The following is a 24,518-nucleotide window of genomic DNA, read 5'->3' as shown; positions in this document are numbered from 1 at the left end:
AGGCCGCGCGACATGCGGCCTTTTTGGTTGGTGTCAGCCAACTGGCTCACTTGTTGCGAAAATCGTCCATGCGGTTTTCGCGCAGGGCCAGCACCAGTTCGCGCTTGCGGATCTTGGCCGCCTCGACGGGCATGTTGTCGATGAAGTGGATGGCGCGAGGCGCCTTGTAGGCGGCAAGGTTTTCGCGGCAGTAGCGCGTGATCTCCTCGGCGCTGACATCCTGCCCCTCGGCCTTGACGATCACCGCGACCGGGATTTCGCCCTTGCTCTCGTCGGGTGCGCCGACGACCGCGCACATGGCGACGCCGGGGTGCTTGTAGAGCAGCGCTTCGATTTCGAGCGGATAGACATTGTGGCCGCCGGCGATGATGACGTCCTTCTTGCGGTCGACGATGAACAGGTAGCCGTCCTCATCGACATAACCGAGATCGCCTGATCTCCAGCCGCCATTGCCGAAGGCTTCGGCCGTTGCCTTTTCGTCCTGCCAGTAGCCTTGCGCGACACAGTCGCCCTCGATGATGACCTCGCCGATCTCGCCCTGCGGCACAGCATTGCCGTCGTCATCGAGGATCGAAATGCGCGAACTGCCGACCGGCAAGCCGGCCGAACCGGCCTTGCGGATGCCGGCAGTGGGTTCCATGACGTTCTGGCCGCTGGTTTCGGTAGAGCCGTAGACCTGGGTCACGCGCGCGCCGGAGAGGTCCTCGAAACGACGGATGACGGGCTGGGGAACCGGCGAGCCGCCTGTCGTGCAGATGCGCAGCGACGACAGGTCGTGCCTGGCCGGGTCGACCTCGTTGACCATGTAGACATACATGGTCGGCGTGCCGCCGAAATAGGTTGCCTTGTGCTTGCTGATGTCGGCCAGCACGCGGCTTGTGTCCCAGCGCTCGTGCAGAACGATGGTGCCGCCGGTGTAGAGGCACAAATTGAGCGTCACCGTCAGGCCGAAATTGGTGAACAGCGGCACGGCGCAGAGATAGACTTCCTCGGCAAAGCGGGTCCGATGCGACACCATCATGTCGCGCAAGGTCGAGCACTGGTTGAACTGCGACTGGGCGGCTCCTTTAGGGGCGCCCGTCGTGCCGGAGGTAAAGAACAGGGCGCAGATATCGTCGATATCGCAAGGCGCATCCGCAAAGGTCGTGGGCGCTTCGGCCATCAGCACGCCAAGGTCGTCAGCGCCAGCTTCGCCGGACGCAACCAGGCAATGCCTCAACTCTGAAAACTCGTCACGAATCTCGGAGAAATAGGGCCAGGTCGAGCCGTCCGCGACGAGGGCCTTCATGCCGGTTTGCGTGACGATCTTACGCAGTTCGGCATGGCGGAACATGGCGCTCAGCGGCGCGGGGATTGCGCCGAGCCGCTGGCAGGCCCAGAAACCGATCGCCATCATCGGCGTGCTCGGCAGATACAGCCCGACGCGGTCGCCCTTTGCAACGCCCCGCGCTGCCAGCACATTGGCTAGCTGCGCGGTCAGCTCGCTGAAACGCGCATAAGTGATCGTTTCCTTGTCGGTCACGATGAAGCGGCGGTCGCCGATCAGCCGCGCGTTGCGCGCCAGGATCTGGCTCAGGATTTCCATACTCGTCTTCCTGCACTTGCAAATTGGGATTCTGTGCCGACTTGAAAACCCGCGCTCACCGCGGGGCATCGTCTGCACAGACTAAGGGCGGGCGCAACTTCAAGAGATCAAGATGCCGCTGTCTATGGGCAGCTGGTGGCCGGTCATGCGCCGCGATTCGTCCGAGGCGAGATAAAGTGCCGCGTTGGCGACGTCGATAGGTTCGGCGATGCCGAGCAGATAGGCGTCAAACTGCGCCTTGAGGTGTGGTTCGCGCTCGAAGAAGCCAAGCACGCGCTCGGTGGCGACAGCGCCCGGCACCAAAGTGTTGACGCGGATGTTGTCCTTGGCGAATTCGACCGCCATCGACCGCGTCAACGAGATGACGCCGCCCTTGGCGGCGGAATAGGCGTCGCGGTTGGGGATGCCCATGGCGCCGACGATCGACGAGCAGTTGATGATCGAGCCGCCGCCCGACTGCTGCATCAGCGGAATGGCGTTGCGGCAGCAGACCCAGGTACCAAACAGGTCCAGCTTGATGCAGCGCCAGAACTCCTCGAACGGCGCGACCGTCACCGGGCCGTCGGCCGAGCTCGATCCGCCGGCGTTGTTGTAGAGCACGTCGAGCCGGCCCCAGGCTGCCATTACCTCCTTGAACGAAGCCTCGACGCTGTCGGGCTCGGTGACATCGGTTTCGACATACATGGCTACGCCGCCATTGGCATCGATCGAGGCGGCAATCGCTTCGCCCTTATCGCGGCTGCGGCCGGCCACGGCGACCTTGGCGCCTTCCTGAGCGAAGAGCCGCGCGGCGGCCTCGCCAATGCCGCCGGTTGCGCCGGTGATGAATGCAACTTTGCCAGCCAGACGGGCCATGTTTTTTCTCCTGATATGATTGCGCGAACCTGCGCGTGGTGGCGCCGGCAACATCGTCCGAAAAGACTAACGCCGGGCATTAAACCCGTCGTTTTTGGCGCAAATCTGCGGGTTCCCGGTGACTAGTCCCATCAGACGATGTTTGCCCTGTGCCGCTGTCCCATTCCTTGCCTCGATCAAGGATGTTGGCAGTGCCGAAATGGCAGCAAGAAGCGGCGTAGGGAAATGAAGGCAGTCATCTGCAGGGAGTTCGCCCCAAGGGCAGAACTCAGGATCGAAGAGGTTCCCGCGCCATCGGCGGGGAACGGTCAGGTTGTCATCCGCGTCGAGGCATGCGGCATCAACTTCTTCGACGGGTTGATGGTCGAGGGCAAGTACCAGACCAAGCCTGAGCGGCCGTTTTCGCCGGGCAGCGAAGTAGCTGGTGTCATCAGCTCTGTAGGCGCGGGTGTCGAGCATCTGAAGCCCGGTATGCGGGTTCTCGCCTTTGCCGGTATCGGCGGTTATGGCGAGCAGGTGGCGGCCGATGCCTGGCGCGTGTTTCCGATCCCCGACGAAATGAGCTTCGTCGAGGCGGCTGGGTTCCTCATCACCTATGCGACCTCGCATCACGCTTTGAAGGACCGGGCGCAGATCAAGCCGGGCGAGACGCTGCTTGTCCTGGGTGCTGCCGGCGGCGTCGGCCTGACGGCGGTCGAGCTTGGCAAGCAGATGGGCGCGCGCGTCATCGCCGCTGCCTCCAGCGACGAAAAGCTTAGGCTGTGCCGCGAGTATGGTGCCGACGAGACGATCAACTATTCCACTGAGGATTTCCGCGAGCGCATCAAGGACCTGACAAACGGGCAGGGCGTGGATGTCGTCTACGATCCGGTCGGCGGTGCATTGAGCGAAACCGCGGTGCGCAACCTCGCGCTGTTCGGCCGCCATCTGGTGATCGGCTTTGCCGCCGGCGACATTCCCAAGATCGCGCTCAACCTTCTGCTGCTCAAGCAGTCGGCGCTGATCGGCGTGTTCTGGGGCGCCTTTGCGCGCTCGGCACCGGAAAAGAACGCCGAAAACATCGCCGAACTGATGGACTGGTTCGCCAGGGGCAAGCTCAAGCCGCACATCTCGGCCGAATATCCGCTCGAACGTTTCGCCGAAGCGCTCGACGTGGTGATGGAGCGCGCGGTCAAGGGCAAGGTGGTGCTGGTCACCGGGAACAATGGAAATAGCAGGGAAGGAGTGCCGGTATGACCGAGCAACTCGTCAAGACCGTTTCGGTCGCAAAGCACGGCGACATTCTTGTCGCCACCGTCGACAATCCGCCCGTCAATGCACTGTCGCATTCGGTGCGCTCAGGGCTGATCGAGGCTGTTCAGGCGCTGGAGAGCGACGCGGAAGCGCGCGCCATGGTCATCGTCTGCGAAGGCCGCACCTTCATCGCCGGTGCCGACATCCATGAATTCAAAAAGCCGATGATGGCACCCTTGCTCGGCGAAGTGATCGACACGCTCGACGCAGCAACCAAGCCGATCGTCGCCGCCATCCACGGCACGGCACTTGGCGGCGGCCTCGAAGTGGCGCTCGCTTGCAGCTACCGCATCGCGCTTGACGGCTCGAAAGTCGGCCTGCCGGAAGTCAAGCTTGGCATCCTGCCGGGCTCGGGCGGCACTGTCCGCCTGCCACGCCTGATCGGTGTCGAGCAGGCGCTGACAATGATCAGCGAAGGCGGCCAGATTTCGGTGCGTGACGCGCGTGAGAAGGGCCTGATCGACGAGGTCGTGTCGGGTGATCTCAAGGCTGCGGCCATGATTTTCGCCGAGAAGGTGATTGCCGACGGCGCCAAGGTCCGCCGCACCAGCGACCTGCCGGTGCCGAGCTTCGATCCGGCGGCGCTCGAGACCAGCCGCGCCGCATTGGCGAAGAAATACAAGGGCTTCGAGGCACCTCTTGTTGCAGTTGATCTGCTCAGGATGGTCACCGAGACGCCGGTCGCCGAGGCGACTGCGCTCGAATACAAGACCTGCAAGGAGCTTCTGGTTTCGCCGCAGTCCAAGGCTCTGCGTCACATCTTCGCCGCCGAGCGCGAAGCGCTCAAGATCGACGGCGTCGGCGCGGATGTGAAGCCGCGCGAGGTCAACAAAGTCGCAATCGTCGGCCCCGGCACGATGGGCCGCGGCATCGCTGCTTGCTTCCTCAACATCGGCATTCCGGTGACGCTGATCGGCCTCACCGACGAAGGCTTGGCTTCCGCGACCAAGGCGATCGCCAAGATATACGAGGGTTCCGTCAAGCGCGGCAGCCTGAAGACCGAGGACATGGAGCGCCGCCTGGCGCTGCTGACCACGACGACCAGCTATGACGGCATCGGTGACGTCGATCTGGTCATCGAAGCGGTGACCGAACAGCTCGACGTCAAGAAAGAGGTCTTCGCCAAGCTCGACGCAGTGCTGCGCGACGACGCGATCATCGCCACCAACACCTCGTTCCTCGACATCGAGGAACTGGCCACGACCAGCAAGAATGCGGCGCGCGTTGCCGGCATGCATTTCTTCAACCCCGCCAATGTCATGAAGCTGCTCGAAAACGTTCGCGCAGCCAACACAGCCCCCGATGTGCTCGCCACGACGACAGCGCTCGGCAAGCGCCTCGGCAAGGTGCCTGTCATGGTCGGGCGTTCCGAAGGTTTCGTTGCCAACCGCATGCTTTCCAAGCGGACGCGCGAAGCCCAGTTTTTGCTTGAGGACGGTGCGACCCCACAACAGGTCGACCGCGTGCTAACCGCCTTCGGCTTTCCGATCGGGCCATTCGCCCTGGCCGACCTTGCCGGCATGGATATCATGGCCGCAGCTAGGGCGGCACGCGTTGCCCGCATGTCGCCGCGCGAGCAGCAGTGCAACATCGTCGACCGCCTGGTGGCTGCCGGCCGTCTCGGCCAGAAGTCGGGCGCGGGTTACTATGTCTATGACGAGAACCGCAAGGCCTCGCATGACCCGGCAGTCGACGAACTGCTCGAGGCACACCGCAAGGAACGCGGCTTTGTCGCGCGCACCATCACCGACGAGGAAATCCTCGAACGCTGCCTCTACGCCATGGTCAACGAGGCGGCCAAGATCCTCGACGAAGGTGCGGCGGCACGGCCAAGCGACATCGACGTCATCTGGACCAACGGCTTCGGTTTTCCGACCTATCTGGGTGGACCGATGTTCTACGCCGACCAGATCGGCTTGGCGAAGGTCAAGGCGGCGCTCGACAAATATGCGGGCCTTGTGGGCGATCAGTATTTCAAGCCGGCCGCGCTCATAGAGCGGCTGGCAGCCGAGGGTAGGGGTTTTTACGGCTGAGCCGCAAAACCTTGCCGAACCAATACGAAGAACAAACGGATTAGGTATCTATGAACAAGGAAATGGACCTGAAAGCTGTCGTCGGCCAATTGCGCGACGGCATGACCATCGGATTTGGCGGCTGGGGTCCCCGCCGCAAGCCGATGGCGCTGGTGCGTGAGATCCTGCGTTCCGATCTCAAGGATTTGACGCTGGTGGCCTATGGCGGCCCCGAGATCGGCATGCTGTGCGCATCCGGCAAGGTGAAGAAGCTGATATACGGCTTCGTGTCGCTCGACGCGATGCCGATCGAGCCCTACTTCCGCAAAGCGCGCGAAGCCGGCTCGGTCGAGGTTTCCGAGCTGGACGAGGGCCTTCTGCTGCTCGGCCTGCAGGCAGCCGGCCACAATTTGCCGTTCGCTGCGACCCGTGTCGGGCTTGGCTCCGACGTGATGAAGTACAACCCGCACTTCAAGACCGTGAAGTCGCCCTATGACGACGGCGAAGTGCTGCTCGCGATGCCGGCGATCAAGCTCGACGTGGCTTTGATCCACGCAAGCCGCGCCGATCGCCTGGGCAACACCCAGACCGATGGTCCGGACCCGTTCTTCGACGGCCTGTTCGCACGCGCCGCCGACAAGGTGTTCGTCAGCACCGAGGTGCTGGTCGATCGCATCGACGCCGAATATTCCGACAAGGCCAAGTCGAACCTTTTCGAGCGTTGCCTGGTCACCGGGGTGGTCAAGGCACCGCTTGGCGCCCACCCGACGGCGGCGCACGATACCTATGGCTGGGACATGGGGCACCTCAAGGCCTATGCCGCATCGGCGACCGAAGAGGGCGGCTGGCAGCGCTATGTCGACCAATACGTGAAGGGCGATGAGGCCAGCTACATCGCGAGCGTGGGCGGCGAAGCCCAGATCCGCGCCCTGCCGCTCCCCATTTTCTGATCGGATACGACATGACGACTGCAAAAGACTTCACGCTTGCCGAATTGATCATTGCCACCGGCGCGCAAGCCTGGGCGGCCGATGGCGAAGTTCTGGCCACCGGCATCGGCCCTCTGCCGCGTCTCGCGGCTGGCCTGGCCAAACTCACCTGTGCCCCCGGCATCATGATGACGGACGGCGAAGCCTACCTCGTCGAGGACCCGATCCCGCTTGGGCCGCGCGGCGACTACAAGCCGAAGCTCTCCGGCTGGATGCCGTACAGCCGCGTCTTCGACAGCGTCTGGAGCGGCCGACGCCATGCCATGGTGACGCCGGTTCAGGTCGATCGCTACGGCCAGGGCAACATTTCCGCGCTCGGCGGCGATTTCCAAAAGCCGAAAGTGGCGATGCTGGGCGTTCGCGGGTTTCCGGGCAACTCTATCTGCCACAAGAACTCGATGTTCCTGCCCAACCACTCCAAGCGCACTTTCGTTGAAGGTGAGGTCGATGTGGTGGCGAGCGTTGGCTACAACGCCAAGAACTGGCCGGAAGGTGCCAAGCCTGCCGACGTCAAGCTCGGCGTCGTCATCACCGACCTGTGCGTGTTCGACTTCAACGGCCCCGATCATGCCGCCCAGGTGCTGTCGCTGCATCCGGGTGTCACCTTCGAGCAGGTGCAGGAAGCAACCGGCTTCCCGCTGCTGCGCGCCGAAGGCATGACCACCACGGCCGCACCGACCGAGGAACAGCTGGCGATCATCGCCAGGCTCGACCCGCACAATGTCCGCGCGACCGTGCTGAAGGGCAATCCTCCAGGCGTCCGCGCTGCCTGATGCGCACTCGCCGCCGGTGAAGCAGCCGGCGGCACCTCTCTCGAAATACCAGCGGCGGACGGAATATGGACTTCGAATACAGCGCAAAGACCAAAGACCTGCTCGAGCGTCTCAACGCTTTCATGGATGAGCACGTCTATCCCAACGAACGCCGCTATCACGAGGAAGTGGAAGCCGACCGCTGGGGTCATCCGCCGGTTCTCGAAGAACTGAAGGCAAAAGCCAAGGCCGCCGGACTGTGGAACCTGTTCCTGCCGGAATCCCGTCACGGCGCGGGCCTCACCAACACCGAATACGCGCCATTGTGCGAGGTGATGGGCCGGGTGCATTTCTCGTCGCAGATCTTCAATTGTTCGGCACCTGACACCGGCAATATCGAGACCATCGAACGCTACGGCACCGAGGAGCAAAAGGCGCGCTGGCTGCCCGGCATGCTCGACGGTTCGATCCGCTCGGCCTTCGCCATGACCGAGCCCGATGTCGCCTCGAGCGACGCCACCAACATCCAGAGTTCGATCGTCCGCGACGGCGACGACTATGTCATCAACGGCCGCAAGTGGTGGATCTCGGGTGTCGGCGACCGCCATTGCGAACTGCTGATCTTCATGGGCAAGACCGACCCGAACGCAGCCAAGCATCAGCAGCAGTCGATGATCCTGGTACCGATGGACGCGCCTGGCATCAAGGTTCTGCGCCCGATGACCGTGTTCGGTTATGACGATGCGCCGCATGGGCACATGGACATGACCTTCGAGAATGTGCGTGTGCCTGTAACCAACATGCTGCTTGGCGAAGGCCGCGGTTTCGAGATCGCGCAAGGTCGCCTCGGACCTGGCCGCATCCATCACTGCATGCGCCTGATCGGGCTTGCCGAACGCTGCCTGGAGCTGATGTGCCGCCGCGTGAAAAGCCGCGTCGCCTTCGGCCGACCAATCGGCGAGCAGTCGGTGACGCTGGAGCGCATCGCCGAATCCCGCATCATGATCGACCAGGCACGCCTTCTGACGCTGAAGGCCGCCTACATGATGGACACTGTCGGCAACAAGGCCGCGCGCGCCGAGATCGGCATGATCAAGGTCGCAGCGCCCAACATGGCCTGCAAGGTCATCGACTGGGCAATCCAGGCACATGGCGCCGCTGGCGTGTCGCAAGACTTCGTGCTCGCCAACTATTATGCGCATGCCCGCAAGCTGCGTTTCGCCGACGGCCCCGATGAGGTGCACCGCAACCAGATCGGTCGCATCGAACTGGCCAAATACACCGACATCGGCTGAGGGCGCGTCATGGATGCCAGCCGTTTCGTCGGCACCGAACCGCTCGCTGCCGACAGCCCGATCGATCTCGAACGCCTGCATGCCTATCTGAAAGCCAATATCGAGGGCTGCGAGGGCGCGCTTACGGTCGAACGCTTTCGCGGAGGCCAGTCGAACCCGACGATGCTGCTCTCATTCGACGGCAAGCGCAGTCTGGTGCTGCGCAAGAAGCCGGACGGCCAGCTTCTGCCGTCGGCACACGCGGTCGACCGTGAATTCCGCGTCATCAGCGCGCTCAGCGATACGGACGTTCCCGTTGCCGGCGCCAAGCTGCTTTGCGAAGACGACCGCATTGCCGGCGCGATGTTCTACGTCATGGATTTTGTTGAAGGCCGCTCGTTCTGGGCGCCTTCGCTGCCGGAGCAGTCGCCGGTCGAGCGCCGCGCCATCTACATGGAGATGAACCGTGTCGCCGCTGCCCTGCACAACACCGACTACAAGGCGATCGGCCTCGAAAGTTTCGGCAAGCCGGGAAACTATGTCGCGCGCCAGGTGGCGCGCTGGTCCAAGCAGTACCGCGCCTCGGAAACCGAAACCATCGAGGCGATGGACCAGCTGATCGAATGGCTGCCTGAAAATATCCCGCCCGAGAACCGTACCTCGCTGATCCACGGTGACTTCCGCATCGACAACATGCTGTTCCATCCGACCGAGCCGCGGGTGCTGGCGCTTGTCGACTGGGAGCTTTCGACGCTTGGCGAGCCGATGGCCGACTTTGCCTATCACATGCTGACATGGCGCCTGCCGAACAAGCCTTATCGTGGCCTAGGCGACATCGACATCGGCGTGCTCGGCATTCCCGACGAGCGCAGCTACCGGGACGCCTATCTCAAGGCAACGGGGCAGGAGGGCGTTTCGGATCGCCACTGGTATTCATACCTGGCCTACAGCCTGTTTCGCGTGGCGGGCATTCGCCAGGGCATCATGAAGCGCGTGGTCGACGGCAACGCGTCGAATGCGCATGCCCGCGAGGCTGGCGCGCTGGCCAGGCCAGTGGCCGAGTTCGGCTGGCGTTACGCCGAACTGGCGATGAAATCATAAGGGAGTGAGCCGCATGAGCACGACGCAAGCGCTGTATCCGGCCGAAGGCACGGCCATCGTCATTGGCGGCAGTGGCGGCGTTGGCGCCGAGATCTGCCGCGTGCTGGCGCGCGACGGCTGCGACGTGGCACTGACCTATCACAGCAACGAGGCCAAGGCCGAAGCTGCTGCCGATGCGGTGCGCGGCGTGGGGCGCAAGGCTTCGATCCACAAGCTCAATATCGAGGATGTCGAAGCGACGCGCGCGTTCATTGACGGCGTTGCCGAAGCCGGCGGCGGTGTTCACACGGTCGTCTATGCGGCCGGGCCGCTGGTGCCGCTGATCCATCTGAGCAAGATCGAGCCGGAGCAGATGCGCAAGCACCTGATGCAGGACGCGTTCGGCTTCTTCAACGTCATCCATTTCGCCATTCCGCATCTGCGCAAGGCGCGCGGCTCAATCGTCGCCTGCCAGAGCTCGGCGCAATATCGCTACGCTTCGGCGGATGGATTGTCGGTGGTGCCGAAATCCGCCGTGCATGCGCTGATGAAGGGCGTGGCCAAGGAAGAAGGGCGCTATGGCATCCGCGCCAACGGCGTCGCGCTCGGCATCATCGAGACCGGCCAGCACACGGAGCTGACCAAGCTCGGTTTTATCGACGAGAAATACACGCAAGCTGCCGCCATGAACACGCCGCTACGGCGTAACGGCAAGGCCATCGACATCGCCGAAGCCGTTTCGTTCCTGGCCTCCAACCGCGCCGGCTTCATCACGGGCGAAGTCATCAATGTCGACGGCGGCTACCACGTCTGATCGTATTTCCGGCACGGGTTTTCGACCCCGCGTCGGCCGTTAGTCTTTTCAGACGATGTTCGGACACTGGCACGCTCCTAGGCAAGTGTTTGGAAAACTTCGGTTCCGGGCACTTCGAAGCGCGGCGCAAACGCCCACTTCGTCTCCGGTTCCTTGCCGAAACATAGCATTTCTGGAGCCGTCCCTTGCGCGAAGCCGTCATCGTTTCAGTCGCCCGCACCCCCATCGGCAAGGCCTTTCGTGGTGCCTTCAATGACACCGAGGCCCCGGCGCTGTCCGGCCATGCGGTGCGAGAAGCGGTCAAGCGCGCCGGCATCGCCCCCGACGCTGTCGAGGATGTCATTCTGGGTTGTTCGGCCCAGCAGGGCACGCAGGGTTACAACATCGGTCGCCTGAGTGCCGCCGCCGCCGGCTTGCCGGACAGCGTTCCGGGCATGACGATCGACCGAATGTGCTCGTCGGGCCTGATGGCCCTGTCGATCGCGGCCAAGCAGATCATCGTCGACGGCATGGAAACTGTCGTTGCCGGCGGTGTCGAGTCGATCAGCCTGACCCAAAACAAGCACAAGAACACTTTTCGCGCGCGCTCGCAGGCCGTGATCGAACAGTGGCCGCATATGTACATGACGATGATCGAGACCGCCGAGATCGTCGCCAGGAAATACGGCATCAGTCGCGAAGCGCAGGATGAGTTTTCGCTGGCGAGCCAGTTGCGTACGGCAGCAGCGCACCAGGCCGGCCGTTTCGACGACGAGATCGTTGCGATGGCCTCGCGCAAGATGGTAGTCAACAAGGAAACCAACGAAACCAGCTTCCAGGATGTGACGCTTACGCAGGACGAAGGCTTCCGCGCCGACACCAATCTTGAAGGCCTGGCCAAGCTGAAGCCGGTTTTCGCCGACGGCGAAGTTATCAAAGCTGGTGAATACATCACTGCCGGCAATTCCTCGCAGCTCTCCGACGGTGCAGCGGCACTGGTGGTCATGGAGGCCAAGCGTGCCGAACAGCTCGGTTTGAAGCCGCTCGGCGCCTATCGAGGCATGTCGGTCGCCGGCTGCGCGCCCGAGGAGATGGGCATCGGTCCGATCTATGCGGTGCCGAAGCTGCTGCAGAAGCACGGGCTGAAGGTTGGCGACATCGGCCTGTGGGAATTGAACGAGGCCTTCGCCAGCCAGGCCGTCTATTGCCGTGACATGCTGGGCATCGACCCGGAAAAGCTCAACGTCAATGGCGGCGCTATCGCGGTCGGTCATCCCTTCGGCATGACCGGCGCGCGCACCAGCGGCCATCTGCTGATCGAAGGCCGCCGTCGTGGCGTGAAATACGGCGTTGTCACCATGTGCGTCGGCGGTGGCATGGGCGCGGCCGGACTGTTCGAGATCTTCAACTGACGAATGGAAGTACGGGGAGGGGTTCGATGACTGGCAGCGAGATCGCAATTCAACAGGGTCTCAGGCCCATACTCGGGCCCGCGACCCAGCTCGGCTTCGTCGTTCGCGACATCGAAGCCGCGATGCGCCACTGGGTCGATGTGTTCGGCATCGGTCCGTTCATCTTCATGGAGCGCGGCGTCAGCCAGCCGGTCGGCATCACCTATCACCGGGGAGATCCGGTGCAGGTCGAGCTCAAAGTCGCCTTCGCCTATATGGGCGACGTGCAGATCGAGCTCATCGAACAGACCAATGATGCGTCATCGCCCTACACGGACTTCCTCAAGGCCGGCCGCGAGGGGCTGCAGCATCTCGGCTTTTGGGTACATGACCACGACGAGGCGACCAAGCGCGTCGAGGCAGCCGGCTACGTACGCGACTACGAAATCCGCGTTGCCGGCCAGACGCAGCCGATCATCTATTACAAGTCGCCATCGCTTTATGGACCGATGCTGGAGATCGTGCCGCCGATGTGGCGCCGTTCGCGCCAGGCGGTGCTGGATCATATTCGCGCCTACGAGGGTGCCGACCCGATCATTCGCTTCGACACCTACAGCGCCTTCATCGCCCATGCCGGCGTGAAATTCGACTGAGACAACTGAACGGTTGGCACGGCCGTCGGACGTGCCAAAAGGCTCACTTCACCAGCTTTTCCAGATCGTCGATCTGTTGGCGCAGGCCGGCGATTGTCTGGCGCACAGCTTCCGCATCGCGCGGCCGGTCTTCATGGGCGCGCAGGCCGGTCAGCGCCAGATCTGCGATGATCTCGCCGATCTCGGTCGGCGTCTTGGCGCCGGATGGCGAGTACCAGCGCGACGTCCAGTTGGCCATGCCGATCACGGCGAAGGCGGTGACCTTGGGGTCGACAGCACGGAACTCGCCGCTTGCCATGCCGTCCGAAATGCAGCGCACGTAAAAATCATAGATGTGGCGGCGGCCCTGGTTGTAGAGCGGGCCGAGAGCTTCCGGAATCTGCGTTTCCAACCGCGACAGCAGGATGAACCGGGCGCCCGAAGACAGCCTGCGGACAATGCCGTCGACAACCGCGCGGCGCAGTCTGTCCGACGCCGACAGGCCCGGTTCAGCCATCAGTTCCTGCAACCGATGCGAAGGCGTGAGTGCCTCGGATTCGACCAAAGCCGCGAGCATCTCCTCCTTGTTGCGGAAGTAGTGGTAGACAGCCGAACGGCCGAGGCCGAGCGCCTGGGCAATGTCGTTGATGCTGGTCTGGACGTAGCCCTTGCTGTCGAAGAGTTCGGCGGCAATGTCGATCAACTGCTCGCGCACAAGCTCCTTGCGCGGGTTTGTGGACGCGCGTGCCGAGAGCTCGCGATCGAGAGCTTCCGCACTGATACCAGCCACATCCGTTTGTGTCATACGCGCCATCCTGCTCAACGCCGAATCTCCAGGCTCAGTGGGCGAACACAAGCCCGTGATTGTTTCGCAAGCAACCGTGGGTCGAATCGTCCGTAGCCTAAGACTGTGGTCAATTCGAATATAATACGGTTCGCACGTCTGTAAGCCTGCGGTGACGCAGGTTTCTTGTCGTGGCCAGCCAGGGTCATGATGTTTCCACACCGATCTCACCGGAAATCGGCTGATAAAGCGGGGCGCCAAACATCGGCCTGCGCGACACCGGCAACCGACCGTCGGCGTCGACAACGCCATAATGCTCTGCAAGTTCGGTCGAGTAGAAGGTACCACCGCTGAGTGCCATGGCATCGCCAGCCATCTGGATGGCTGCGAGAACACGGCCAATGAAGAATGGCGTTTCAAGATGCGGCAAGCTGCCCGCATTGTCGCCGACCACGCCTCCGGCGGCGATGCCCGCCAAGGTACGTTCGGTGCCGATCAAGCCCGGCCATAGCGAGATCGCAGCCACGTTGAAGGGCTTCAGCTCATGCGCCATGTCATGGGCGAGCTTGTCCTGCCCGGCCTTGCCGACACCGTAGGGCAGGCTGTGGCGATAGACCTTGCTGCCGGGGCCGGAGGTGTTGGCGATGAGCCCCGCGCGCCGGCGAACCATGATCTGGGCGGCGAAATGGCTTGCTGCGTAGCTGGAGCGCAGCCCGACATCGATCATGTCGCGCCAAAGCGACAGCGGCCGTTCCCAGAAATTGCCGTCCGGCACCGCCCAGTCGGGCATGGCGAAGGCATTGTTGACCAGCAAGTCGAGGCGGCCTTGTTCGGCATCGACACGCTTGAACAGCGCCTCGGTCTGGCTGTCGTCGAGGTGATCGCAGACAGCGACGATGCCCTTGCCGCCAACCAGGTCAATTGACTCGGCGGTCTCGCGGACGGTGCCGCCCCAAGCGCCGACGGCCGCCTTCTCGCTGCGGCCGGTGCAGTAGACGGTGAAGCCGGCTTCACCGAGCGCAATTGCGATGCCACGGCCAAGGCCACGGCTGGCGCCGGTGACAACCGCGACCGGCCCGTTCGTATTCTCTGCGCTCAATGGGGTTTCCTCGCGTAGCCGAGGCCGAGCGGCTGCTGTTTCTCGGCCAGCGTTTCGGCGAACGCGGTATTTACCGCGACATCGTTCCAGTCGCCCTCGAGAACCGGGTCGGCAATCAAGGGATGGGTCACGAATGACAGCTGCTTGCCGGCGATGCGCACCACCTGGCCGTTTATCTTTTCTGCGGCATCGGAGAGCAGGAAACTGACGACCGGTGCGTTGATCCCAGGATCGGGCAGGGCGGCGTAGTGTACCTCTCGGCTGGCCGCCTGTTCGGCCATCAGCGCCTTGTTTTGGGCGGCCATTGCCGTCTCAGCCAGCGGCGAGAGCGCATTGACGCGGACGCCTGTGCCACGCAGTTCCATGGCCCAGCTGTAGGTCAGTGAAGCGACGCCGCCCTTGGTCGCGCCATAGCCGCCGAGCGCGATGTCGCCGGCTTGCGAACCCGACGCAACATTGACGATCGATCCGCCTTTGCCGGCAGCCAGCATGCGCCGTGCCGCGTGGCTGGCACAGGCGGCGGTGCCGATCAGATTGACCTCGATCATCCGGCGAAGATCTGCCTCGGTCATGTCGAGGATCTTGCCGATGCGCAGGATGCCGGCGTTGTTGACGATGCCTGATATCGCACCGAACGCGTCGATGCAGGCGTCGACCAGCGATTGGGCGTAGCTCCAGGACGACACGTCGCCTGCGTGGGCGACGGCTCTGCCGCCTGAAGCGGCGATAGCATCGACAGTCGCCTGGGCGGCCTGGACGCTGATGTCGTTGACAATCACCTGTGCGCCGAGCCCGGCTGCATGGCGCGCATAGGCAGCACCCAGGCCAGAGCCAGCACCGGTGATGACCACCGCCTTGCCTTCAAGTGACTTCATTTCGTGTCCTCCCGGCCGGCAAGCATGGCGACCAGGGACCGGTGGGGCATCCCACATTTGGACGATGTCCGCACCTGTGTCCGATCAAGACGAGTGCTAGCCCTTGTGCCTGACGCCATCGGACAGCAAAGCGCGGGCTTCCGGCTGGCCGTTGAGCAAGCGGTTGACGCGGTTCTGAACCCGCCAGCCTTCGGCGGTGCGGATCAACTCCCAGCGGTTGGCGCTGGCGCGCTCGATACGCCAATGGTCGCCCTGGTTGAGGTAGACACGTGAATAGCCGGTAGCCACCGCGTGATCGCCTTCGACGGTGACATGCGGCATGGAGATGACATGGGCGCAGCCATCGGCGACATAGTGGATGTGCGGTTCGATGTTGACCAAAGAACCGACCTTGTCGGCGCCGACCAATGGATCGCCGCCGAAATCGTAGGTGCCGTCCACGGCCCAGAGCGCGGCGGTAACATCACCCGTGCGGCTGTCGACCGACGGGCCATAGGTTGCGAGCAACTGATAAATGGCGAGCTGGTCTTCCAGGCTCTTGGTCCGCGCTTCGAGTGCGGCCAGTCGCGTTTCGGTATCCGACATGTATCTCTCCAAAGCCTTGTGTTCGGCTCATAGCGGCGAATAGGCCGACAAACGCCATCGTTCATTTGGAGGATGAAAGGGTTTTTGCCTGCCGCGACGTTGAGCCCGCCGATCAATCAACGGGAAGGTCACGATGGAACTGTCGCAACGTATCGTCGCGGAGCATGAATGCGCAAAGCTTATTCAGCGCTACTGCATTTTGGTGGACGAATACCGGCATGAGGAACTCGTGGGGCTTTGGGCGCAGGACGGGATTTGGGAGACCTGGAAGGGGCCGCTCAGTGGCCATGCGGAAATGCGCGCCTATCTCGACGGCAAGGCGCAGGCCGACACGACGATCCATGTGGCCCATAACATCGTCATCGACGTGGTCGATGAGATCAATGCTTTCGGTATCGCGACATTCACCTACTACGGCATCAGCCGGGATGATCCGAAGGCGACCACACCGCGCGTCGTCGGACGGTATTTCGACCGGTTCGTGCGCACCGCCGAGGGTTGGCGCTTTGCCCATCGGCGCACGGACATGACTTTTCGCGCGAATTGACGGGCTTCAGCCGACTGTCTGGGCGCCGTCGACCACGATGACCGCGCCCGAGACATAAGAGGCGTCGTCGGAAGCAAGATAGGCAAAGGCTCCGGCGATATCTTCCGGTTCGCCGGTCTCGACCTTGCCGAGAAGCTTCGAGGGGCGGACAGAAATGGCCGGATCCTGGTCCTCGATGGGCGACAGGCCGGTGCCGATCTCGGTGCGCACCCGGCCCGGGCAGACAGCATTGAAGCGGACGCCCTTTGGCGCATATTCGGTCGCCAGCGATTTTGTCATGGCGATGATGCCGGCCTTCGATGCCGCGTAGGCAGCGGCATAAGCGATGCCGTCGAGGCCGGCGGTCGAAGCTGTGGAAACGACATTGCCGCGCGCGGCGATCAGTGCCGGCAGCGCCTGGTGTACGACATGGAAAACGCTTTCCAGGTTGATGCCAAAGACCAGTGACCATTCTTCGCCGGTCTGTTTGGCGAAGTGATCGCGGCGGTAGATGCCTGCATTGTTAATCAGGCTGTCGAGGCGGCCATGCAGGGCGAGCGCTTCCTCGACCATGCGGCGAGCGGAGCCTGTGTCTGCAGCATCATAGGCAATCGCGTCGGCGCGCGTGCCGTACTGTTCGGTGGCGGTAGCGCAGACTCTCTGAGCGCCTTCGAGGTTGCGGTCGGCGAGGATCAGCGTCGCGCCCTCGCAAGCCAGCCGAAGCGCAATCGCACGGCCGATGCCGGTTGCTGCGCCGGTGACGAGCACCACCTTGTTGTCGAAACGCTTGAGCCCCATTGTCTCCTCCAGTGAAAATCGCAACCGCCTGATGCCGATTGGCAGGCCGTCCCGCATAAAGTGGCTGCCACGGTGAACGGGCATCCCACATTCGGACGATGTCGCTGGCGTCAGTCAGTGGCATCCGGCATGAAGCGCTTTCGCATTCATTGCCAAGCCCGATAGCTTGAAGCCGCACCTTACGCGCCCGATGGACCCGCATGATCCTTGAACTCACATCCGACCAGCAGATGATCCGAGATGAGGCCGGGCGCTTCCTGCGCGAACGGTCGTCCTCGGAAGCCATCCGGCGCGTCATCGACGCCGGCGCTGCATATGATGCCGATCTGTGGAACAGCATTTCGCGCGAGCTCGGCTGGTGCGCCATGGCGATACCTGAGGAGTTCGGCGGGCTCGGGCTGGGCGCGACCGAGGTGGCAATTCTCATGGAGTTCACGGGTTCGCGGCTTGCCTGCGTGCCATTCTGGTCGACGGTGTGCCTGGCGGCACCACTCATTGGGTCGGTCGGAAGCGAGGAGGCCAAGGCTCGATATCTTGGCGCCATCGCCGCAGGCGAAATGGCCGTGACCGTCGCTTATGCTGAACTTTCCGCAGCCGACCCGCTGGCCATGGTTGCGGTCAAGGCCACGAAAACGGCAGGCGGATACCGGCTCGACGGCAAGGTTGACCAGGTGATCGATCTCGCCGTTGCTGACGTTGTGTTAGTCCCGGCGCGCCTTGAGAATGGTGAAATCGCACTTTTTGCCCTGGCATGCGATGCCGGCCAGAAGATCACGCCGCTTAAAGTCATGGACGGCACCCGCCCGATTGCCTCGCTTGAGCTGGCGGGGCTCGACGTGCCGGCGGAAAGCCGCATTGATGCCGGCGGAGTGGCTGCAGGCAGGTTCCTGCAGGCTTTGTCATTCGCCAGTCTCGGTCTCGCCGCCGAGCAGGTAGGCGCAGCGCAGGGCGCACTGGATATCACGCTCGCTTACATTTCTGAGCGCGTGCAGTTCGGCCGCACCATCGCCTCGTTCCAGGCCGTCAAGCATCGCTGCGCCAGGCTCGTCGTCGACATCGCCGAGGCGCGCTCGCTGGTCTACGGGGCGGCGGCATCACTGGGACAGGCGACTGCTGCGGAAAGCGCGCTCGAAATCGCTGGCGCACGCGTCGTGGCTTCGGATGTTCAGTATCTCGCCGCCGAGGAGGCGATCCAGCTGCATGGCGGTGTCGGTTTCACTTGGGAATACGACCCGCATCTCTATTTCAAGCGGGCACAAGCGAGTTCCGCGCTGCTCGGTTCGCGCGAAGTCCATCTCGACCGCATTGCCGCGGCTGTCTTCAGCGATGGAGGTCGCTCATGAGCGATCTTGACGCGTTCCGCACTGAGGTGCGCGACTGGATGCAGGCGCATCTGGTCGGCAAGTTCGCCGCGCTGAAATTCCGTGGCGGCTCGGGCGAGGGCGATGCCTTGCCGGAAATGCGCAAGGAATGGGAACGCGAGCTGGCGGCAGGGCGCTGGACCTGTCCCGGCTGGTCAGTAGCGCATGGCGGACGTGGACTTTCGGTCGCCGAGCAGGTGGTGTTCCAGGAAGAATACAGCCGAGCTGGCGGGCCGGGCCGGATGGGCCATATCGGCGAGGGCCTGATGGGGCCGACGCTGATCGCTTTCGGCACCGAGGGGCAGAAACAGCGCTTCCTGCCAGGTATCCTGAGCGGCACCGAATTCTGGTGCCAGGGCTACTCCGAGCCAAGCGCCGGTTCGGACTTCGGCAACATCAAGACCCGCGCCAGGCAGGATCCCGTATCAGGCGACTGGCTGGTCTCCGGCCAAAAGGTGTGGACGTCGCTTGCGCATCTGTCCGACTGGATCTTCGTCGTGGCGCGCTGCGAGGAAGCATCGGTCGGGCGCAACGGGCTGGTCTTCTTGTTGATGCCGCTGGAGCAGCCGGGTGTCGAAATCCATCCGATCAAGCAGATCGGTGGCGGCTCCGAATTCAACTCGGTGTTTTTCGATGGTGCGCGGGCCAAGGCCGAACATGTTCTGGGACAACCGGGCGAAGGCTGGAAGATCGCCATGGCGCTGCTCGGTTTCGAGCGTGGCATCTCCACGCTCGGCCAGCAGATGGGCTTTCAACAGGAACTCGACCTGATCGTCGAGATCGCCAAGGAGAATGGTTCGGACCGCTCGCCAGGTATCCGCCAGCGCGTCGCACGCGCCTGGGTCGGCCTGCGTGCCATGCGTTATCTCGCCATGCGCGTGCTGAGCGACGAGCCCTCGGCGGAAACGCGCCGCGAGGCGCTTGCCTACAAATACCACTGGTCGAACTGGCACCGCGATCTCGGCAAGCTTGCCATGGATGTGCTGGGTGTGGACGCCAACGTCGTTTCCGACGATCCGCGCCGCGAGCGGTTGCAGCAGATGTTCCTGTTTGCCCGCGCCGACACGATCTACGGCGGCACCAACGAGATCCAGCTCAACATCATCGCCGAACAGGGGCTTGGCATGCCGAAGGAGCCGCGCGGCAAGCTGTGATGAATACAACCCGCGCTGCCCCTGGCGCGGTTGGGTTTGGGAGGACCTGTATGGGCATTCGTGAGGCGAACCTGGGCGAACTCGCGGCGCGAGACGCACTGCGGCGGCTGGTGACGGCCTATTCGCGGGCGGTCGACCGGCGTGATTTCGCGCTGCTGCGCAGCCTCTACCACGACGATGCCCATGAGGTGCACGGAGAGATGTTCGTCGGCGGGCCGGACGCTTATGTCGCCTTTGTCGAAAAGGCGCTGTCGAACTATGCGGCGACTGCGCACTACGTGGTCAACGCCAGCTTCGAGATCGACGGCGACCACGCGGAAGGCGAGATCTACAAGATCAACTATCACCGCACGCATGGCCCGGATGCTCACGAGGTCATCACCGGCAGCCGCAGCCTCGACCGCTACCGGCGCGACGACGGCGAATGGCGTTTCATGGGCCGTTCGATCACGCTCGACTGGTCGACCAAACGCAGCGTCGATGCCGATGCCTATCGCGATTTCGCCGCTGGCAGTCCGCCCGGGCGTCCGGGACGCGATGACCTGTCCTACGAGGTCCTGAAGTTGTTCGGCCGCTTCGGCGGTTGATCCAGAAAAGTGCAAAAGCGGGCGTTCCGCGCGGAGGAAACATGACTGCACAAACGAGACAATTCGCAGGCAAGATTGCAGTGGTGACGGGGGCCGGCAACGGCATCGGCCGCGCCGCGGCCATCGCCTATGCCCAGGAAGGCGCTGACGTCGCCATTCTCGACCGCGAGGCCGATGCCCTTGCCGAGACCGCCGAAATGGTGCGGGCGCTTGATGTACGCGCGCTGCCGCTGGTCGGCGACATGATGGATCAGCAGGTTGTCGTCGACAGCTTTGCCCGCATCAAGCGTGAGCTGGGGCCGGTCGATATCCTGCTCAACAACATCGGCCAGACAGCGCGTGAAAACTATTCCGAATTCTGGCAGGCCAAGCCCGAAACACTGCAGTTCGTCGTCGGCGTATCGCTGATGACCACGCTGACCTGCACCCGCCAGGTGGTCGAGGACATGCGCGAGCGTCGCTCGGGCAAGATCGTTTCCATCTCGTCCGACTCGGCGATGAATGGTGACATCGGCACAGTCGATTATGCCTCGGCTAAAGCCGGCGTGCTTGGATTTACCCGTGCGCTCGCCCGCGAACTCGGGCCGTTTAAAGTCAACGTCAACGCCGTTTGCCCTGGCCCGACGAACACCCGCGCCATGCAGCGCATTCCCAAGGACGCCTATGAGCGCGCCAAGAACATGATCCCGCTTGGCGAACTGAGCGAGCCTGAAGACATCGCCAACGCGGTGGTGTTCCTGTCCAGCGAAAAGGCACGTTTCATCACCGGCCAGACGCTGATGGTCAATGGCGGCCGCGTCTTCTACTGATCGTTCTCGTTAGTTCATTCAGACGATGTTCCAGTTTGTGCGGCGCATCATTTGAAACGAGAGGGGTGATCGCCCCCATGTCGCAAGGCAATGGGCGGTCGCCGAAAATTCCAGCAAGAGAGAATGACCATGAGCCTGCATACCGTCCTGTGCGAACGCCTCGGCAGCCGCTACCCGGTGGTGCAGACGGCCATGGGCTGGGTTGCCGACGCGAACCTGACTGCCGCCACCTGCAATGCCGGCGGCTTCGGCTTCTTTGCCGGTGCGACGACCGAGCCGGGCGACGTCGAAAACCAGCTCCTTGCCATCAGGTCGAAGACCGACCGGCCCTTCGGCGTCAACTTCCACATGTTCCAGCCCAACGCCGAGGAAGTGATCGCGGCTGTCATCAAGCACAAGGTGCGCGCTGTCAGCTACGGCCGCGGTCCCGACGCCAAGACGATCAAGCGGCTGAAGGACGCCGGCGTGGTCTGCATGCCGACGGTTGGCGCGGTCAAGCACGCGATCAAGGCGGTCGAACTCGGCGCCGACATCATCACCGTGCAGGGCGGCGAGGGCGGCGGCCATACGGGTGCCGTGCCGACCACCATCCTCTTGCCCCAGGTGCTTGACGCGGTGAAGGTGCCGGTCGTGGCCGCCGGCGGCTTCTTCGATGGTCGTGGCCTGGCGGCGGCACTTGGCTATGGCGCTGTCGGCATCGCCATGGGCACGCGTTTCCTCATGACCGAGGAATCGCCGGTCCCGCGTTCGGCGCTCGACCGCTACCTTGCCACCAAGGACCCGACGCTGATCCGCACGACGACCGCTGTCGACGGCATGCCGCAACGCTTCATCGAGAATGCCGAGATCAGGCGCCTTGAAAGCATGGGTCTGCCGGCGCGGCTTGCGATGAGCATGAAATATGCCCGTCAGTGGGGCAAGGATGCCGGCCTGGGGCCCATCGCCATGGCCAAGCTTGGGCTCAAGGTTCTGTCGAGCGGCGAAAACAGCTTTGCCCAGACGGTGATGGCGCCGAACCTGCCGACGCTGGTGCAGCGCGGCGTTGTCGAGGGCAACACCGAAACCGGCCTGCTGCCGAGCGGCCAGGCTGCTGCGATGATCGACAAGCTCGAAAGCTGCGAGGAGCTGATTACGCGCATCGTCGCCGAGGCCGAAGCGCGGCTTAGGGAAATTTCGGCGCTGGTCGCCGCGAAGTGAAGGAGGTTCTCACAATGAGCGATCAGTTCTGGACCAAGACCGAGGCCGGCATCGCCGAGCTGGTGATCGAAAACCCGCCGGTCAACGCGCTCGACAGCATCGGCTGGCGCAAGCTTTCGCAGGCCATCGACGGCCTCAATGCCAACCCTGACGTGCGCGTGATCGTCATCCGCGCCGAGGGCAGGGGCTTCTGTGCTGGCGTCGATATCAAGGAACTGCAGAAGCATCCCGAGCGCATCCCTGAGGTGAACGCCGGCAATTGGGAAACCTTCCGCGCCGTGCATCGTGGCCTCAAGCCGGTGATCGTGGCAGCGCACGGCTACATTCTTGGCGGCGGTATCGGCATCTGCGGTTCGGCCGACATCATCATCTGCTCGCCGGACGCGACCTTCGGCGTGCCGGAAGTCGATCGCGGTGCGCTCGGTGCCGGTGCGCATCTGCAGCGCCTGTTCCCGGTGCAGAAGGTCCGCCAGATGTATTTCACCGGCGAGCCGATCGATGCGGCCGAGGCCTATCGCCTGGGTGCTGTCGAAAAGATCGTGCCGCGTGAGGAACTGCGTGCTGCCGCCATGGAATTGGCAAAGACCATCGCGGCCAAGAGCGCGATCATGATCCGGCTCGCCAAGGAGGCGCTGAACGGCATCGAGGACGGCGATCTCGAGAAGAAGTACCGCTGGGAACAAGGGTTCACGGCCCAGGCCTACCTCACTCAGGAATCGCAGGAAGCTCGTGATGCCTTCGTCGGCAAGCGCGACTCCGACTTCAAGAAATAATCAAGATAGCAGGACGTTCGATCAATGACCGCCACCAAAATCATCCCCGTTCCTCCCTATGTCGAAGGCCATGGCCTGCTCAAGGGCCGCTCGGTGCTCATCACCGCTGCCGCAGGCGTCGGCATCGGCTTTGCCGCCGCGCGCAAGGCGATCGAGGAAGGCTGCCGCGCGATCATGATCTCGGACGTTCATGACCGCCGCCTGGCTGAAGCGGCGGAGAAGCTGCGCGAGTTGTCGCCGACCGTCGAGATCTACAGCCAGCTCTGCAACGTCACCGACGAGGAGCAGGTCCAGGCATTGGTCGACGCGGCCGAGGAAAAGCTCGGCGGCATTGACGTGCTGATCAACAATGCCGGTCTTGGCGGCCTCAAGCCGGTGGTCGAGATGACCGACCAGGAATGGAACCTGGTGCTCGACGTGACGCTGACCGGCACCATGCGCATGACGCGCGCTGCACTGAAAAAGATGCAGCCGCGCGGCAAGGGCGCCATCGTCAACAACGCCTCTGTGCTTGGTTGGCGCGCCCAGAAGGGCCAGTCGCATTATGCCGCCGCCAAGGCCGGCGTGATGGCGTTCACCCGCTGCTCGGCTGTGGAAGCCGCCGAATACGGCATCCGCATCAATGCGGTGTCGCCGTCGATCGCCATGCATGACTTCCTCAAGCGCTCGGCGCCGCAGGAACAGCTCGACGCGCTGGCAAGCCAGGAGGCCTTCGGCCGCGCCGCAGAAGTGTGGGAGATCGCCAACGTCATGATGTTCTCGCCAGCGACTACGCGGGCTACATGGTCGGCGAGATCGTCTCCGTCTCCAGCCAGAGGTCATGACGATGGGGCTCGTCTTCTCGTCGCCTGAAGAGGCGGTGGCGGCAATCGGCCAGAACCTCGGTTCAAGCGGCTGGCTTGTGATCGACCAGAAGCGCATCGACACTTTTGCCGAGGCGACCGGCGATCATCAGTGGATCCACGTCGATCCCGTGCGCGCCAAGGACGGGCCGTTCGGCACCACCGTCGCGCATGGCTGCCTGACATTTTCGCTGATCAACGGCTTCCTGCCCGAGCTGTTCAAGGCCGAAGGCATGAAGATGGGCATCAACTACGGCTGCGACCGGCTGCGCTTTCCTGCACCGGTGCCGGTCGGGTCGAAGGTGAGGGCGGTTGGCGAACTGGTCAACGCCGAGCTGCTGGCTGGCAATGCCGTGCAGACGACAGTGCGGGTGACCATCGAAATCGAGGGTTCGCCCAAGCCGGCCTGCGTCGCCGACATGGTCGGACGGTACTATTTCTGAGGCGCCAAGGGGCCTTCGGCCATCGGAGA

The 24,518-nt window shown here is 63.2% G+C and carries 25 protein-coding genes; 18 read left to right on the top strand and 7 right to left on the bottom strand.

The window, feature by feature from the left end; all coding sequences use genetic code 11:
• Positions 1-46: 46 nt before the first annotated feature.
• Both AC1RTB_RS01835 and AC1RTB_RS01830 read right to left on the bottom strand, forming a co-directional pair.
• Positions 47-1,585: a class I adenylate-forming enzyme family protein gene (locus tag AC1RTB_RS01835; protein WP_492876660.1), complete on the bottom strand. Its 1,539-nt coding sequence runs from the start codon at positions 1,583-1,585 to the stop codon at positions 47-49.
• A 99-nt stretch (positions 1,586-1,684) separates the two neighbouring features.
• Positions 1,685-2,440, bottom strand: a complete 756-nt coding sequence (locus AC1RTB_RS01830; protein WP_492876662.1) for an SDR family NAD(P)-dependent oxidoreductase — start codon at positions 2,438-2,440, stop codon at positions 1,685-1,687.
• Positions 2,441-2,665: 225 nt separating this feature from the next.
• Between AC1RTB_RS01830 and AC1RTB_RS01825 the strand changes: the two genes are divergently transcribed.
• The 9 genes from AC1RTB_RS01825 to AC1RTB_RS01785 all read left to right on the top strand — a co-directional run bounded on the left by AC1RTB_RS01825 (position 2,666) and on the right by AC1RTB_RS01785 (position 12,677).
• Positions 2,666-3,676, top strand: coding sequence for an NADPH:quinone oxidoreductase family protein (locus tag AC1RTB_RS01825; RefSeq protein ID WP_492876664.1), 1,011 nt, complete (start codon positions 2,666-2,668; stop codon positions 3,674-3,676).
• Complete coding sequence (locus tag AC1RTB_RS01820; RefSeq protein ID WP_492876666.1) at positions 3,673-5,766, top strand: 3-hydroxyacyl-CoA dehydrogenase NAD-binding domain-containing protein; 2,094 nt, start codon at positions 3,673-3,675, stop codon at positions 5,764-5,766. The genes AC1RTB_RS01825 and AC1RTB_RS01820 overlap by 4 nt, the downstream gene beginning before the upstream one ends.
• Before the next feature lie 50 nt (positions 5,767-5,816).
• Positions 5,817-6,695, top strand: a complete 879-nt coding sequence (locus AC1RTB_RS01815; RefSeq protein WP_492876668.1) for a CoA transferase subunit A — start codon at positions 5,817-5,819, stop codon at positions 6,693-6,695.
• Positions 6,696-6,706: 11 nt separating this feature from the next.
• Positions 6,707-7,507 carry a CoA-transferase subunit beta gene (locus tag AC1RTB_RS01810; protein WP_492876670.1) on the top strand — a complete coding sequence of 267 codons (801 nt, stop codon included), beginning with the start codon at positions 6,707-6,709 and terminating at the stop codon, positions 7,505-7,507.
• A 65-nt stretch (positions 7,508-7,572) separates the two neighbouring features.
• Entirely contained in the window at positions 7,573-8,781 is a 1,209-nt protein-coding gene (locus AC1RTB_RS01805) for an acyl-CoA dehydrogenase family protein (protein WP_492876672.1), read from the top strand.
• 9 nt (positions 8,782-8,790) lie between these two features.
• Entirely contained in the window at positions 8,791-9,861 is a 1,071-nt protein-coding gene (locus tag AC1RTB_RS01800; RefSeq protein ID WP_492876673.1) for a phosphotransferase, read from the top strand.
• Between the two features lie 13 nt (positions 9,862-9,874).
• Entirely contained in the window at positions 9,875-10,654 is a 780-nt protein-coding gene (locus AC1RTB_RS01795) for an SDR family NAD(P)-dependent oxidoreductase (RefSeq protein ID WP_492876676.1), read from the top strand.
• A gap of 185 nt (positions 10,655-10,839) precedes the next feature.
• The gene (locus AC1RTB_RS01790) at positions 10,840-12,045 is read left to right on the top strand and encodes an acetyl-CoA C-acyltransferase (RefSeq protein ID WP_492876678.1); all 1,206 of its coding nucleotides are present in this window, start codon (positions 10,840-10,842) and stop codon (positions 12,043-12,045) included.
• A 26-nt stretch (positions 12,046-12,071) separates the two neighbouring features.
• The gene (locus AC1RTB_RS01785; protein ID WP_492876680.1) at positions 12,072-12,677 is read left to right on the top strand and encodes a VOC family protein; all 606 of its coding nucleotides are present in this window, start codon (positions 12,072-12,074) and stop codon (positions 12,675-12,677) included.
• A 43-nt stretch (positions 12,678-12,720) separates the two neighbouring features.
• Here the strand turns inward: AC1RTB_RS01785 and AC1RTB_RS01780 are convergent, their stop codons facing one another.
• The 4 genes from AC1RTB_RS01780 to AC1RTB_RS01765 form a co-directional block, all read right to left on the bottom strand.
• Positions 12,721-13,461, bottom strand: coding sequence for a TetR/AcrR family transcriptional regulator (locus AC1RTB_RS01780; protein ID WP_492876681.1), 741 nt, complete (start codon positions 13,459-13,461; stop codon positions 12,721-12,723).
• A gap of 184 nt (positions 13,462-13,645) precedes the next feature.
• The gene (locus tag AC1RTB_RS01775) at positions 13,646-14,539 is read right to left on the bottom strand and encodes an SDR family NAD(P)-dependent oxidoreductase (RefSeq protein ID WP_492876682.1); all 894 of its coding nucleotides are present in this window, start codon (positions 14,537-14,539) and stop codon (positions 13,646-13,648) included.
• Positions 14,536-15,414, bottom strand: a complete 879-nt coding sequence (locus tag AC1RTB_RS01770; RefSeq protein ID WP_492876683.1) for an SDR family NAD(P)-dependent oxidoreductase — start codon at positions 15,412-15,414, stop codon at positions 14,536-14,538. The genes AC1RTB_RS01775 and AC1RTB_RS01770 overlap by 4 nt, the downstream gene beginning before the upstream one ends.
• A 96-nt stretch (positions 15,415-15,510) precedes the next feature.
• Complete coding sequence (locus tag AC1RTB_RS01765; RefSeq protein ID WP_492876684.1) at positions 15,511-15,999, bottom strand: nuclear transport factor 2 family protein; 489 nt, start codon at positions 15,997-15,999, stop codon at positions 15,511-15,513.
• 133 nt (positions 16,000-16,132) lie between these two features.
• Here AC1RTB_RS01765 and AC1RTB_RS01760 point away from each other — a divergent pair, with 133 nt between their 5' ends.
• Positions 16,133-16,546, top strand: coding sequence for a nuclear transport factor 2 family protein (locus tag AC1RTB_RS01760; RefSeq protein WP_492876685.1), 414 nt, complete (start codon positions 16,133-16,135; stop codon positions 16,544-16,546).
• 6 nt (positions 16,547-16,552) lie between these two features.
• On the opposite strand, the gene AC1RTB_RS01755 is transcribed toward AC1RTB_RS01760, so the two are convergent.
• Positions 16,553-17,323, bottom strand: a complete 771-nt coding sequence (locus AC1RTB_RS01755; RefSeq protein WP_492876687.1) for an SDR family NAD(P)-dependent oxidoreductase — start codon at positions 17,321-17,323, stop codon at positions 16,553-16,555.
• A gap of 200 nt (positions 17,324-17,523) precedes the next feature.
• On the opposite strand from AC1RTB_RS01755, the gene AC1RTB_RS01750 reads away from it, so the two are divergent.
• The 8 genes from AC1RTB_RS01750 to AC1RTB_RS01715 all read left to right on the top strand — a co-directional run bounded on the left by AC1RTB_RS01750 (position 17,524) and on the right by AC1RTB_RS01715 (position 24,489).
• Positions 17,524-18,666 (top strand): acyl-CoA dehydrogenase family protein, encoded by a 1,143-nt coding sequence (locus AC1RTB_RS01750; protein ID WP_492876689.1) that lies wholly within the window; start codon positions 17,524-17,526, stop codon positions 18,664-18,666.
• On the top strand, positions 18,663-19,838 hold the full coding sequence (locus AC1RTB_RS01745; RefSeq protein WP_492876691.1) for an acyl-CoA dehydrogenase family protein: 1,176 nt from the start codon (positions 18,663-18,665) through the stop codon (positions 19,836-19,838). Before AC1RTB_RS01750 ends, AC1RTB_RS01745 begins: the two co-directional genes overlap by 4 nt.
• 50 nt (positions 19,839-19,888) lie before the next feature.
• On the top strand, positions 19,889-20,425 hold the full coding sequence (locus tag AC1RTB_RS01740; protein ID WP_492876693.1) for a nuclear transport factor 2 family protein: 537 nt from the start codon (positions 19,889-19,891) through the stop codon (positions 20,423-20,425).
• 41 nt (positions 20,426-20,466) lie between these two features.
• The gene (locus AC1RTB_RS01735; RefSeq protein ID WP_492876695.1) at positions 20,467-21,234 is read left to right on the top strand and encodes an SDR family NAD(P)-dependent oxidoreductase; all 768 of its coding nucleotides are present in this window, start codon (positions 20,467-20,469) and stop codon (positions 21,232-21,234) included.
• A 129-nt stretch (positions 21,235-21,363) separates the two neighbouring features.
• Positions 21,364-22,431 (top strand): NAD(P)H-dependent flavin oxidoreductase, encoded by a 1,068-nt coding sequence (locus AC1RTB_RS01730; protein WP_492876697.1) that lies wholly within the window; start codon positions 21,364-21,366, stop codon positions 22,429-22,431.
• A 14-nt stretch (positions 22,432-22,445) separates the two neighbouring features.
• On the top strand, positions 22,446-23,204 hold the full coding sequence (locus AC1RTB_RS01725) for an enoyl-CoA hydratase family protein (protein ID WP_492876699.1): 759 nt from the start codon (positions 22,446-22,448) through the stop codon (positions 23,202-23,204).
• A gap of 24 nt (positions 23,205-23,228) precedes the next feature.
• Entirely contained in the window at positions 23,229-24,056 is an 828-nt protein-coding gene (locus tag AC1RTB_RS01720; protein WP_492876700.1) for an SDR family oxidoreductase, read from the top strand.
• Positions 24,031-24,489, top strand: coding sequence for a MaoC family dehydratase (locus AC1RTB_RS01715; protein WP_492877299.1), 459 nt, complete (start codon positions 24,031-24,033; stop codon positions 24,487-24,489). The genes AC1RTB_RS01720 and AC1RTB_RS01715 overlap by 26 nt, the downstream gene beginning before the upstream one ends.
• Positions 24,490-24,518 lie beyond the last annotated feature (29 nt).

The sequence above is a fragment of the Aminobacter sp. GW821-FHT11F06 genome, from assembly GCF_058808215.1.
This window is presented reverse-complemented; position numbering and strand designations above follow the sequence as displayed.